Annotated in this window: 13 protein-coding genes and 1 pseudogene; 4 read left to right on the forward strand and 10 right to left on the reverse strand. The window is 71.1% G+C overall.

Annotation, left to right across the window (positions count from 1 at the left end; translation table 11 throughout):
• Positions 1-177: 177 nt before the first annotated feature.
• Together ACQPXS_RS45645 and ACQPXS_RS45650 are read right to left on the reverse strand one after the other, a co-directional pair.
• On the reverse strand, positions 178-627 hold the full coding sequence (locus ACQPXS_RS45645) for a transposase (RefSeq protein WP_433455362.1): 450 nt from the start codon (positions 625-627) through the stop codon (positions 178-180).
• Positions 628-645: 18 nt separating this feature from the next.
• The gene (locus ACQPXS_RS45650; RefSeq protein ID WP_433455364.1) at positions 646-933 is read right to left on the reverse strand and encodes a hypothetical protein; all 288 of its coding nucleotides are present in this window, start codon (positions 931-933) and stop codon (positions 646-648) included.
• Between the two features lie 293 nt (positions 934-1,226).
• Between ACQPXS_RS45650 and ACQPXS_RS45655 the strand changes: the two genes are divergently transcribed.
• From ACQPXS_RS45655 to ACQPXS_RS45665, 3 genes are all read left to right on the forward strand, one after another.
• A complete protein-coding gene (locus tag ACQPXS_RS45655) occupies positions 1,227-1,655 on the forward strand; it encodes a hypothetical protein (protein ID WP_433455366.1) in 429 nt (142 codons plus the stop codon).
• Between the two features lie 158 nt (positions 1,656-1,813).
• Complete coding sequence (locus ACQPXS_RS45660; protein ID WP_433455368.1) at positions 1,814-2,380, forward strand: DUF2243 domain-containing protein; 567 nt, start codon at positions 1,814-1,816, stop codon at positions 2,378-2,380.
• 8 nt (positions 2,381-2,388) lie between these two features.
• Entirely contained in the window at positions 2,389-3,213 is an 825-nt protein-coding gene (locus tag ACQPXS_RS45665) for a cytochrome c oxidase assembly protein (protein ID WP_433456243.1), read from the forward strand.
• Between the two features lie 62 nt (positions 3,214-3,275).
• Here ACQPXS_RS45665 and ACQPXS_RS45670 read toward each other — a convergent pair whose 3' ends face one another.
• Complete coding sequence (locus ACQPXS_RS45670) at positions 3,276-4,121, reverse strand: DUF1206 domain-containing protein (RefSeq protein ID WP_433455370.1); 846 nt, start codon at positions 4,119-4,121, stop codon at positions 3,276-3,278.
• Positions 4,122-4,357: 236 nt separating this feature from the next.
• Positions 4,358-4,915 (reverse strand): annotated as a pseudogene (locus tag ACQPXS_RS45675) (IS630 family transposase); the annotation flags it as partial.
• Here ACQPXS_RS45675 and ACQPXS_RS45680 point away from each other — a divergent pair.
• A complete protein-coding gene (locus ACQPXS_RS45680) occupies positions 4,851-5,237 on the forward strand; it encodes a hypothetical protein (RefSeq protein WP_433455372.1) in 387 nt (128 codons plus the stop codon). The pseudogene ACQPXS_RS45675 and the gene ACQPXS_RS45680 overlap by 65 nt on opposite strands.
• A 42-nt stretch (positions 5,238-5,279) precedes the next feature.
• On the opposite strand, the gene ACQPXS_RS45685 is transcribed toward ACQPXS_RS45680, so the two are convergent.
• The 6 genes from ACQPXS_RS45685 to ACQPXS_RS45710 are packed head-to-tail and all read right to left on the reverse strand — an operon-like array spanning position 5,280 to position 12,661.
• Positions 5,280-6,116 (reverse strand): fumarylacetoacetate hydrolase family protein, encoded by an 837-nt coding sequence (locus ACQPXS_RS45685; RefSeq protein WP_433455374.1) that lies wholly within the window; start codon positions 6,114-6,116, stop codon positions 5,280-5,282.
• A complete protein-coding gene (locus tag ACQPXS_RS45690) occupies positions 6,113-7,762 on the reverse strand; it encodes an FAD-dependent monooxygenase (RefSeq protein WP_433455376.1) in 1,650 nt (549 codons plus the stop codon). The genes ACQPXS_RS45685 and ACQPXS_RS45690 overlap by 4 nt, the downstream gene beginning before the upstream one ends.
• On the reverse strand, positions 7,759-9,747 hold the full coding sequence (locus ACQPXS_RS45695) for a flavin-containing monooxygenase (protein ID WP_433455378.1): 1,989 nt from the start codon (positions 9,745-9,747) through the stop codon (positions 7,759-7,761). Before ACQPXS_RS45695 ends, ACQPXS_RS45690 begins: the two co-directional genes overlap by 4 nt.
• A 54-nt stretch (positions 9,748-9,801) precedes the next feature.
• Complete coding sequence (locus tag ACQPXS_RS45700) at positions 9,802-11,415, reverse strand: bifunctional 3-(3-hydroxy-phenyl)propionate/3-hydroxycinnamic acid hydroxylase (protein WP_433455380.1); 1,614 nt, start codon at positions 11,413-11,415, stop codon at positions 9,802-9,804.
• On the reverse strand, positions 11,412-12,200 hold the full coding sequence (locus tag ACQPXS_RS45705) for an HpcH/HpaI aldolase family protein (protein WP_433455382.1): 789 nt from the start codon (positions 12,198-12,200) through the stop codon (positions 11,412-11,414). The genes ACQPXS_RS45700 and ACQPXS_RS45705 overlap by 4 nt, the downstream gene beginning before the upstream one ends.
• Positions 12,197-12,661 (reverse strand): nuclear transport factor 2 family protein, encoded by a 465-nt coding sequence (locus tag ACQPXS_RS45710; RefSeq protein WP_433455384.1) that lies wholly within the window; start codon positions 12,659-12,661, stop codon positions 12,197-12,199. The genes ACQPXS_RS45705 and ACQPXS_RS45710 overlap by 4 nt, the downstream gene beginning before the upstream one ends.
• Positions 12,662-12,663: the final 2 nt, after the last annotated feature.

Genomic DNA, 12,663 nt, shown 5'->3' on the forward strand with positions numbered 1-12,663 from the left:
CCGGTTGCGTCGGATGAGCAGGTGCCGATGGCTGCCGGTGCCGATGTGGATCCAGGCCCAGTCGTAGTAGCGCGGGCCTTTCGCGCCGTTTCCGGCGCTTCTGACGGTGCCAGGCCGTGGCGGGCAGGCGGTCGGCGAGGGTATCGCCGCGGGCGGGAGTGCGGCCGTGGTTGATCCTCACCCGTGTCGAGCAGGCGACGGCCAGGACATAGCCGATGCCGCGCGCCTTGAGGGCGGTGCGGAGCTGGGGTCCTGGCCGTAGGCTTCGTCGCCGGTCACCCAGGAGGCGGTGATCCCGGCGTCCAGGGCGGCCTGGATCATCTGCTCGGCCAGGCGGGGCTTGGTGGCGAACTGCACCGTCTCGGGTATCCCGGCCGCGGTGCGGCGTTCGGGATCATTGGACCAGGAGTGTTCGGGGAGATGGAGCCGATCGCCAACGGCATCTCCGGCGCGATCCAGCACCGTGCCGGGGCCGTGCGCTTGTCGACGCGGTGCCGACCGGACGCTTGCGGTGACCCGGCGCCCGCCTTCCCGCCGGACCACTGGACCGGCACACCCTGGAAGCCGGCGCCAGCAACCGGCCTTCCCGGTCCAGGGTCTGAAGGAAGTCGGCAGCGTCCTTGGCATAAATGCAAATGCATTTAATTACGATGCAATAATCTTGGCCCGATGCCGCGTGGGGGAGAGCGCACCGGCGACCAGTCCGCCGAGACCGGCGCCGATCATGCCGCCGAGGCTGAACGCGGCGCCGGCGACCGCGCTCAGCGCGGTACCGGCCGCACACGCCTCCACCGGAGCCGAGACCTCGGCTGAGGACGGCGCCGCGGCCCAGGCGGCCGGCTGGTGCCGGACGGGGGCGGGCGAGGTGACGGCGACGGACGCGCCGACGCCGCCGGCGACCACGGCCGGGGCCGCCGCTCCGACAGCCCGCATTCGTACGCACTGACGCATGCTCTGTCTCCCGGATGGAAGGGAGGGGGGCGTGCCGGAAGTTTAGGGACAAAAGGCGGCTATCTGATCATGTGACGCCAAGGGGGTGATCGGCGGTTCGACGCGCGTGATGGGGGACAGGGCCGCTCCCTGCGGCGGGGCGGGCGCGCCACGGAGGTGCGGGGGCAGACGATCCGGGGCCGTTCGGGTGGAACGGTGCCGCGATCTCCTCCGGCGATTCGCCATCGGGTCCCCGGACACGTTTGCCCGGGCGGGGACAGGCAACGCGAACTTCCATGACTGAATCGAGCAATGACACGAACCGGAAGTCGGCGGCGGAGCAGAGGAGCGGGGCGAAGGCCCGGCAGGCGGCGGCCAAGGTGACGGAGCCGGCCGGTCGCGGGGCCAACAAGGCGGTGACCGTGGCCGATGACGCCGCGTCAGCCTCGCAGGCCGGAATCGAGCGGGCGGCGCGGGCGACGAGCGCGGCTGCCCGTACGGCGGCCCAGTCGGTCGAGTCGGGCCGCCAGGCGCTGATCGCGGCCTCGGGGCAGGTGGCGGCCACGGCGAAGACGGCGTGGGCGGTCGTCGCGCACCGCAAGGCGGTCGCCGCCGGAGTGGGCGCGGGCCTCACCGCGCTGAGTGCGGCGTCGTACGCGATGGGCCGCCGGGCCGAGCGCCACACCCACGGGCCCCTCACCCGCCTCACCCGCGGCCGCATGTGACGCATTCTCGGCCCCCGCCTCCAAGGCGACGCCCGGACGGACCCGGGGGGGCTAGGCGATGTGGCTGAAGTCGTACCGGCTGTTGATTGAGGCGCGCCGTACGGGAAACCGTCTCGGGAAAGTCTGACGCGCACGGTCGACCGGACGGATACCACGTGATGGCCACGACGGCGGGCAACGCACACACCTTTCCGGCGGCTCCGAACAGCCTGAGGCTGCCCGGGATCATCCTGGGCGTCGGCCTCGGCGGATTCGTCGACGGCATCCTGCTGCACCAGCTCCTGCAGTGGCACCACATGCTCACCAGCACCGACCACGACCACATCGGGGTCAAGTACTACGACCCCCACACGGCCTCGGGGCTGGAGATGAACACCGTCTGGGACGGCATCTTCCACGCGGTGTGCTGGATCGCCGTACTGGTGGGACTGGCCATGCTCTACTCTCGGGTCACGCACAACCGGCGAGCGGTGTGGACCTCGCGGGTCCTGTGGGGCTGGATCCTCGCCGGCTGGGGCCTGTTCAACCTGGTCGAGGGCGTCCTGGACCACCAGATCCTCGGCATCCACCACGTCCGCGGCGGTCCTCACCAGGCTTGGTGGGACGCCGGCTTCCTCGTCGTGGGCGGCCTGTTCGTGATCGGGGGCTACCTGCTGCAGCGCGGCGGCCGGCCCTTCGACCCCGAGGCGCCCCGGGACGGCGAGCGGGCCGGAGTCCCCGCCTGATGGGCACGATGCACCAGCGGGGACAGGGCGGCGCCGAACTGCCGGGGGCGGTGCTGACGGGGCTGCTCCTGCTCGCCGCGGCCGGCGGCTACCTGCTCGCCGTGCGGCGAGCCCGGCGTCGTAACCCCGCACAGGGCTGGAGCGCCTGGCGGTCGGCGTCCTTCCTGGCCGGGCTGACGCTGCTCGCCGTCGCCCTGCTCCCGCCACTGGCGCCCGCCGCGCACGACGACTTCCGCGGGCACATGGCCCAGCACATGCTGATCGGCATGTACGCGCCCCTGGCCCTGGTACTGTCCGCGCCGGTCACCCTGGCCCTGCGCACGTTGCCTCCCGGCCGCGCCCGCGGGGTGGCCGGGCTCCTGCACAGCCCGCCGGCCCGCCTCCTGGCGCGTCCCGCGGTGGCGCTGCTGCTGAGTGCGGGGACCCTGGGAGTGCTGTACTTCACGCCGCTTTACAACACGGCTGCGGCCCACCCGGCGTGGCACTGGGCCATGCACGCGCACTTCCTGCTGTCGGGCTGCCTGTTCGCCCACGTCATCGCCGGTCCCGACCCCGCGCCCACCCGGCCCGGGGTGCGGACCCGGCTCGTGTATCTGGGCGTCGCCATCGCCGCCCACGCCTTGATCGCGCAGGCCATGTACGGCGGGTTCTTCGTCGACATCCACGCCCCGATCGGCCAGGTCCAGCAGGGCGCGGAGATCATGTACTACGGCGGTGACATCGCCGAACTGCTGCTGGCCGCCGCGCTGGTGGCGACCTGGCGGCCCGACCGCCGCACCGCGACGGCCGGCCGGCGCCGCGGGCCGGGTATCGCCGCGCCCACGGCTCGGTGAGCGGGCCGGCACCGGCCCTTCGCGGAGCGAGGCCCCGGACCGAACCGAGCAGGCGGGACGGATCAGAGTTTGCACCAGCGCGCGTTGCACCAGGAGAAGGCGCCGAACGCGGCCAGGCCGAGCGCGACCAGCACGAGCAGCCACGGCCCGGCAGGCAGCTCCCGGAACGAGCGCAGCGTGTCGTCCATGCCCGTGGCCTTGCCCGGCTGGTGCCTCGCGGCCGCGACGACGGCGAACACCCCGGCCATGGCGAGGACGGCGCCGCGCGCCGCACCCCCGACCACGCCGAAGAGGTCGGTCATCCGGGCGGCCCTGCGGGACATGGCGCCGGTCCGCAGGTTCTTCCGGAACTTCTTCCTGACGGCCCGGACGGCCATCCACAACCCGACGACCACCACAGCCGCACCGGCGAGCCCCACGAGCCACTGGCCGCCCGGCCAGCGCAGAGCCATCGCGGTGACGTCTTCGGTGCGCTCGTCGGAGGACCCGCTGCCGCTGCCCCGGTCACCGGCGGCATAGGACAGCACCGAATAGGTCGCGAAGACGTAGACGAGAAAGCGGCCGGCGGCCGCCACGCGCTTCGACGGCTTCGCGCCATCCGGTCCCGCTCTGCCGAACACCGCCTCCGACAGCCGCCACAGCCCCATGCCGGCGAGCGCCACCCCCACGATCCACAGCATCGCCGCGCCGAAGGGCTTGCCGGACAGTTCCTCGAGGGCGCCTCCGCGGTCGGCCTGGCGCCGGCCCCCGTCCTGCCCGAAGGCGATCTGCAGGGCGATGACGCCCACGAGGACGTACAGCAGCCCGCGCGCCGCGAAGCCGCCCCGGGCCGCGACGGCCATCGCCTTTCCGGTCGCCGCCCGACGGGCCTCGCCACGTCCCCTCAGTGCCCATGCGTATGCATCCATACATCGCCGATGCCCTGGGAACGGTGTCCGACACGTGCGCGTCGGCCGGTGGTTCCTTGCGACGGGCCGCCGCGGGACGCCTCCTGTGCGACGGGCCGCCGCGGGACGCCGACTCGGCGCGGCCGAATGGGGATCACGGCGGCCGCTGCTCGTGACCAGCGGTGCCGGGCGCACACGGCGCACGAGTGGGTTCGTGCGAGGCGCTCCAACTGAACGCGGCATGTGGCACGGGGCAGCTAGTGTCCTGCGCCAGAGATCCGTCGGCAGAAGCGGGCGAGGGAGTCGAGGATCTCTTCGGCTGTCTTGGTCCAGACGAACGGCTTGGGGTCTTCGTTCCAGTCCTTGACCCAGGCCCGGATGTCGGCTTCCAGGGCCCGGATGTTCTTGTGTGCGCCGCGGCGGATCATCTGGTGGGCCAGGTAGCCGAACCACCGCTCGACCTGGTTGAGCCAGGAGGAGCCGGTCGGGGTGAAGTGCAGTTCGAATCGCGGGCGTTTGGCCAGCCAGGCCTTGATCGCGGGAGTCTTGTGGGTGCCGTATTTGTCCGCGATCAGGTGGACCTGCAGGTGAGCGGGCACCTCCTTGTCGATCCGGATCAGGAACTTCTTGAACTCCACGGCCCGGTGCCGGCGGTGCAGGGCGGTGATGACCTCGCCGGTGGCGACATCGAAGGCGGCGAACAGGGTGGTCAGGCCGTTGCGGACGTAGTCGTGGGTGCGCCATTCGGGCATGCCGGGCATTATCGGCAGCACAGGCTGGGACCGGTCCAGGGCCTGGATCTGCGACTTCTCGTCCGGGCAGCCCGCTCTCGTCGGCCGCGTCGCCGCGGTGCGAGATGAGCAGGACTGCCCGCCCGGCCACCTTCGCCGATGCCGGAGCGACAGCCCCGGCGTCGGCCCGGGCCTGCTCGGCCAGGCGGTTCAACTCCCGCTCCGCAACCGCCAGTTCGTCCCGCTCGGCCTGGACCTCCTGGAGTTGCTTTGCCAACTGCTCGGCGAGAGCGTCCAGTTCGATCCGGCGGGCGGTGATCCACTGCCGCTCCTGCATCCCCCGCGCCCTCCCGTGTTCCGGGAGAATGCCGTGGCTGATCGTCTGCGCCGCCCCTGCGGGAATTGAGGGGTAGCCACTCTGCTGCCTGGGTCTGCCGCCCTGCGCCGGTCAGGAGACGTCGCGGACGGTGTTGCGAAGCGTTCCGAGTTTGCTGACTTCCACTTCTACGACGTCACCGTCGACGATGAATCCCGGCGGCTCCATGAAGAGCCCGACACCGCCCGGCGTGCCGGTGACGATGACATCGCCGGCGGAAAGCGGCGTGAACGCGGTGACGTACTCGATGATCGACGGAACATCGTTGATCAGGTCGGCGAGCTTGCCGCGCTGGCGTACCTCACCGTTGACCCGGGTCGTAAGCTCAAGTTCGGTGACATCGCCGACCTCGTCGGCTGTTACCAGACAAGGACCGAAGCCACCGGTCCCCGGCCAGGTCTTGCCAGGCAGCCACTGGCTGGCGGCACGCTGCCAGTCGCGCACCGAGAAGTCGTTGTACACGGCGTAGCCGGCGACGTGGTCGTAGGCGTCGGCCCTGGAGACCTTGTGTGCGGGCTTGGAGATGACCAGAGCCACCTCGCCCTCGTAGTCGAACTGCGCGGAGTCCGCCGGCTTGAGGGCATCCTCGCCATGCCCCATCTGGCTGTCGGCGTAGCGGGCGAAGACGACCGGGGCCTGAGGAGCCGCCTTGCCGATCTCGTGCTGATGGCTATGGTAGTTGACCCCGATGCAGATGATCTTTCCGGGCTCCGGGATGACCGGAGCGAGCCGCACATCACTGAGCGCCACCGGGCGATCGGTGTAGTGCGCCAAGGAATCGAGGGCGTCAGCTGCGATGGCCTCAGCGAGTGAGGGTGCTGTCGGGGTCGCGTCATATACGGTCTCGGCGTCGAGACGCCCCCAGGCGATGCTGTGGTCGGCGCGGTAGTAGCTGACGAACCTGCTCATCGGGTGCTCCAGTTCAGTGGTGGGCGAGGGTGCGGGATTCCGGAGTACGGATCGGTCCGTCGGGAGCGGTCATCGATGAAGGTGCGGAGGCGCTCGACGACGCGTTGCTCGCCGGCGGAGTCGAATACCGCCGCGACGTAGCGGTCGGGACGTACCGCGACGAAGACCGGAAGGGTGCCGGCGCCGAAGGTGAGCACCGCGGTGGTCTCGGTGACCATGCCGTCGGTCGGCTCGCCGCCCGGTGCGCGGACGCACAGCCGCTTGGCTCCGATGGCGTCCCAGTACGCGTCGACTGCCGCGTCGGGCGGACCTCCGATCTGCAGCAGTGTCCACCCGCGCCCGAGGTGGGCGTCGAGTCCGCGTTCGGCGCCGGTGGCGTCGCGTACGACCGGTTGGCTCAGGGCGCGGCCGACCGTCACGGTGTCGAGGGTGACGCTGTGGGCCGGGGCGGCGACTCCGGCGGTGTAGTCGGGTGGTGCGATGAAGCGCATGTTGGCGAGGAATGCGCGCACGCGGGGGATCAGACTGACCGTGCGGACGACGGTGTCCCGTACGCGTGTGACGACCGGGTGGGTCGCCATGACGACTGCGCCGATGCGGCGCGAGACCGTCACCATCGCGGCTCCGTGGGTGCGCCGCTCGACCTCGTACGAGTCCAGAAGCCGTTCGGTCGCGCCGCCGGTGATCGCCTCGATCAGCTTCCAGGTGAGGTTGGTCGCGTCGCGGATACCGGCGTTCAGGCCTTGGCCCGCGAACGGCGGCATCAGGTGTGCGGCGTCACCGACGAGGAACGTGCGCCCCGCACGGTAGGTCCGCGCGACGCGCTGGTGCGCGATGTACACGACCGCGCGGCGCACGTCGCCCGGCGTCAGCTCGGCCCGGAAGCGCGGCACGATCAGCTCGCGGATCCGCTCCGGGGTGGTCATCGCCTCGGGGTCCTCGTCGTCGAAGAGCATGAACTCGATCCGCAGGCGTCCCTTGGCGCCGGGCACCAGCACGTACGGCCGCTCCCCGTCGCCGTGGAACTCGGCGAACGGGTCCCGCGCGCGCGGCTCGCCCCGCAGATCGACGACGATCCACCGCTGCGGTTGGGTGGTGCCGGCCAGTTCGATCCCGACCGCCCGGCGGGTGAAGCTGCGGCCACCATCGGCGCCGATCAGCCAGTCGGCGGTCAGAGTCCGCGTCTTCTCCGCGACCGTCTTCTCTGCTGTCGTCACGGTCACGCTGACCCCGTCGCCGTCCTGCGTGATCGCGGTCGCCTCGGCGTCGCGCAGGAACTCGAGTCCCTCGTGCGCGACTGCTCGCTCCCACAGCAGCCGCTCCAGGACCGGCTGGTCGAACTGGGTCTTGGCGGGATGCCCCAACCGCGACGCGACCGGCCTCGCTTCGAGCAGGAGGCGGTCCCCGAGCCCGAAGTAGCGGCTACCGGTGTCGAGCAGGGACTCGGCCTTGAGCGCGTCGGCCACACCGAGCTGCTCAAGGGTGCGGAACGACTCGTCCTGGAGGCTGATCGCGCGAGGCAGGTCGCCCGGCTCGGTCTCCTTCTCCACGAGCGTCGTACGCACCCCCGCGTCGGCGAGCAGGAGAGCGGCGACGAGCCCGATGGGGCCGGCGCCCACCACGAGCACATCACGCCGTGCGGTCACGACGATGCCTCCGGGCGTGGGCGGAGGTGGAAGTCGGTGTCGAAGTCGGCGCCCTGTGTCAGCTTCCAGTACTCGAGATGGCCGTACGGCCATACCTGCGAGACCCGGCCGCGGGAGTTCTTGTACCAGGTGCGTACCTGCGGCTGCCCCCACGCACGTTCGGCGTTGCCCTGGTCGACCCACGCGAGGAAGCGGTCCAGGGTCTCCTGCTTGACCTCGAGCGACGCATCCCCGCGGCGCAGCAGCTGATGTATCGCCTCGGTGGTGAACTCGACCCCGCACTCGATCATGAAGTGGAACTGGCCGTGCACGACGTAGTTCGTGTTGGGCCCCTGGATGAGGAAGAGGTTCGGGAAGCCGGGCACGCATACACCGGCCCAGGCCCTCGCATCACCGTTCCAGTGCTCCTTGAGGGTCTGCCCGGACGGCCCGGTGACCACGATCGGGTCGAGGTAGTCGGACGCCTTGAACCCGGTCGCGTAGACCACGGCGTCGACCGGGTGGTGCTCGCCGTCGGCGGTGACGATGCCGTCGGACGTGAACCGCTCGATCGGGGAGGTGACGAGATGGGCATGCTCCCGGTGCAGTGCGCGCGCCCACACGCCGTTGTCGCGGAGCATGCGCTTGCCGCCGGGGGGATACGCGGGCACGACGACATCGAGCATATCGGGACGGTCCGCCCACTGCTCGCGCATGATGGCGGTGAGTTCCTCGCGCACCCGCAGGTTGGTCGCCGACACCGAGTCGGTGCGGTCCCACTCCGGATCGACCTCGACGGTGTGGAGGCGTCCGGTGCGCGCACCCCAGAACGCCTGGAAGCGGAACCATTGACCATAGTGCGGGACGTGCTCGCTGAGCCAGGCCAGGGCCGGCGGTGTCGGGTCGTGGTAGTTCGGGGCGGGAACCGTCCACGGTCCGGACCGCTGGAAGACATCGAGGTGGGCGACGCGGTCGATGATACTCGGGACGATCTGGTAGGCGCTGGCGCCGGTGCCGACCACTGCGACGCGCTTTCCGGTCAGGTCCACGTCGTGGTTCCACCGCGCGGAGTGCATCTGTACGCCGCCGAAGTCGTCCTGCCCGGGGATCTCCGGGATGTTCGGCTTCTCCAGCTGCCCGGTCGCGGCGATGACGGCGTGGAACCGCCGGTGCTGCTCGACGCCGTCACGCCGTACGACGACCTCCCAGGTGGCCGATGCCTCGTCCCAGGTCATCGAGACGACCTCGGTGTCGAACTCGATGTGCTCGCGCAGCTTGGCGCGATCGACGATCTCGACGGCGTACGCCTCGATCTCCGCACCCTCGGCGTACGCGTCGGGCCAGTCGGCCCGCTGGGCGAAGGAGAAGCTGTAGCCGAAGGTCGGGGTGTCGAGACGTACGCCGGGGTAGGTGTTGGCCCACCAGGTGCCGCCGACCTCGGGGTGCTTCTCGAACGCGGTGAACCGTACGCCCGCCTGCCTGAGCCGGTACATCGCTGCGATACCGCTCATCCCGGTGCCGATGACCGCGACTTCGAAGTCGCGGTCGGGTGCGACCTCGTCGATGTGCCAGGTCGGTGCTCCCGGACGCTGTGCGACCAGGCCGAGCTCGTGCATCATCAGTGCCGCATCCTCGGCACTCGCCCCGCCCGTGATGAAGTCGACGATCGTGCGTGCTTCCCCGGGCTCCAGCAGACGGGGCCGGGTGAGCCCCTCGTCGCGGACGCGCTTGAGGGCGGACAGCGCGAGCTCACGCGCCCGCGCCTGCGCGGCCTCGCTCATGCCGCCGTGCGCAGGCGGGGTCGTGTCGACGGGTGGAAGCGGCGGGCGCAGCTCAGCCGGGATCAGCGTCTGATCCCCGGTCAGGGCTGCCAGCGCCGTGAGCAGCGACGGCAGGTCGGCCTCTGCGACGATGCGGTCGAGGAAGACGTCGTCCTCCGTGATGGGCGTGTACTCGTCGCGCCAGTACACGTCGTCGATCTGGGCGGCCTCGCTCGGATCGGGCATCGGCCCTCCATCGTGTTCGGGCGTGTTCGGGGTTCTCTCGGGGACATGCCGGGATCACACCACGCAGGCGACCGCGAAGACCTTGCCGAGTACGTCGTCGAGCTCCTGGGCCAGGCACTCGGCGGCGATCACATGGTCGGGGCGGACGACGACGGCACCGACCGGCCGTGCGTCGAACCAGGCCTGCAGGCCCGACTCGCCGCCGAGGTCGCCGACGACGGTGACGCCGGGCGTGGCCTGCTTGCGCGCCCACGGCAGCTGCGCCTTCGGCACCACCTGCACGAGGCGGGCGCCGAGCCGGTCGAGCACGGCGAGCCGCGGGTCCGACACGAACGCCGTCGGGTCGTTGTTCCAGGTGAGGATCCGCCAGCCCTGCCCGGTGGCGTCGTCGAGCAGCATCTCGACGCCGTCGGTGTCGGTGGCCCTCGGCTGGGGGAAGATCGACCCGGCCAGACGGGGGACGTCGCGGTCGGGCAACGTCTTGAACGTCGGCAGCGGGGTGTGCACCACCACGCCCCGGTCGAACTTCGGCTGCGGCTTGAACGCCTGCCGCTTCTGGGCCTCCCGCTCCTCGGGGGTGCGGTTGGCGGCGATCCGGTCGCGCTCGGCGGCCTTCTCGGGGTCGTGGTCGGTCATCTCCTTGGCCATCCCGAGGGAGACGGCCACCATCTGCGTGACGTGGCCCAGCCGTTCGGTCTCGTACGTGTCCAGCAGACCGTCGCTCGCCAGGCCCTTGACGACGGCTGCCAGCTTCCAGCCGAGGTTGAAGGCGTCACGGATCCCCGAGTTCCAGCCCTGGCCGCCGACGACCGGCATGACATGGGCGGCGTCGCCGGCGAGGAAGATCCGCCCCTGGCGGAACCGACCGGCGATACGGGCGTGGTGCCGGTAGACGCGGCGGCGGATGATGTCCAGCTTGGACGGGTCCGGCACATGCGGCGCCAGCAGGCCGAAGACGAACTCGTCGTTGTCGACCTCGGCCTCGGACTCGTCCTCGAAGAGCGTGAACTCCCAGCGCCGGATGCCGTGGGGCAGCGCGATGGAGGCGTAGCTGCGGGCCGGATCCCCGCCGAAGACGGCATGCGGCGTACCGATCGGGTCATTGGCGACGTCGATCACGAGGCCGTCGGACGGCCGGGTCTCGCCCTCGAACGAGATGCCCAGGCGCTTGCGGGTGGGCGAGGCCCCGCCCTCAGCGGCGACGACATACCGCGCGCGCACCGTCTCGCCGCCTCGGAGCGTGGCGAGCACGCCGTCCGTGTCCTCGGCCAGGTCCACGACCTCGGCGCCGAAGCGTGCGGCGGCGTTCGGGAAGCGGTCCAGGCCGGCGAGCAGCACCTGGTCGACCAGCGGCTGCACGAAGCCGTTGCGGCGCGGCCAGCCGAACTCGCGTGTCGTCGGGTTGACTTCGGAGAGGATCATCCGGTCCCCGTTGACCATGTAGATCTTCTGGTCGGGGATGGTGTGGGGGAGCACCTCGTCGACGAGGCCGGCGGTCTGCATCGCGCGCAGTGCCTCGTCGTCGATGCCCACGGCCCGCGGGTAGTCGATGAGGGCGTGCTCCCGTTCGGCGACGAGGACATCGACGCCCTGCTGTCCGAGCAGGTTGGCCAGGGTCAGGCCGACGGGGCCCGCGCCGACGACGAGGACGTCGCAAGCGGTGGTCATGAGGTGCTCCCAGTGGATCGTGCCGAGCCGAGCGCGGCGATGGTGTCGCCGAACGCGCGGTTCAGCAGGACGAGATCGATGCCGAGGGCCACGTAGTCGACGAGGCCGTCGGCGAACAGGCCGGCCGCGTACTCCGGCCGGCCCGAGTAGATGCCGAGGGTGACGCCGTGCGCGGTCGTCACCTCGCGCAGGTACGCGATCGCCTCGCGCACGGGGCCGTCCTCCCAGTCGCCGCGTCCGGGCAGACCGTAGGAGACGGCCAGGTCGGCGGGTCCGATGTAGACGGAGTCCAGGCCGGGGGTCGAGACGATCTCCTCGGCACGGTCCACGCCGGCCTTCGTCTCGATCTGGGCGATGGCGGATACGGCACGGTTGCCGGCCTCGGTGTACGAGTCACCAGGGTCGCCCGGGTTGCCCGGGTACAGCGCAGGCCTGGACGGACCCAGGCTGCGGTTGCCGGCCGGCGGGTACTTGACGGCGGCGACCAGAGCTTCGGTCTCGGCCCGGGACTCGACGCTGGGCGCGACGATGCCGCGGGCCCCGCTGTCGAGCAGCCGCAGGATCGGGGCGGGATCCAGCGAGCCCACACGCGCGTACGCGTACGCGTTGTCCCGCGGGATCGAGCGGAGGATCCCGCACGCCGCCTCCAGCCCCAGCTCGCCGTGCTGGAGGTCGAGGACCACCCCGTCGTAGCCGGCTGCCGCCGCCCACTCCGGCATCGAGAACGACGGCACCGACTGGTGGTACAGGACGGGGTTCCTGCCGCCGAGAGCTGCCTGCTTCACTGCGCCGACCCCTCTCGCCCGGCCAGCCGCGCGGCGTGCGCCGCGGCCGCCTTGCCGCCGAAGACCGGCACGATCTCGCGACGGGAGAACAGCCACCGGCCGTCGACCCTGCGGTAGCGCTCGCGGAACTCGCCCACCGAAGCGGGCTGCGTCTGCGGCTCGTTGGTGTCGCGGAAGGTGAGGTACTGCACCGTTCCCTCGACCTCCTCGCCGTCCCACACCAGGCGGATCCCGCCGATGAAGTGGCGGCCGACGACGTCGGTCTGCCGGGCGCGCCTGGCACCCCAGGCCTTCATGGCCTCGCGGTCCATGTCGCCCATCGGGCCGACCGAGATGCCGTCCTCGGTGTACAGCTCCCAGGTGGTGTCGGCCCGGTTGTGGTCGAGGCGGTACAGCATCTCGGCGATGAGCTGCTCGATCTCGACGCGGGTGGTCGCGTCGACGGGGCGGTAGTCGTTCATGG

The sequence above is a fragment of the Streptomyces sp. CA-142005 genome (assembly GCF_050942335.1).
Taxonomy (GTDB): Bacteria; Actinomycetota; Actinomycetes; order Streptomycetales; family Streptomycetaceae; genus Streptomyces.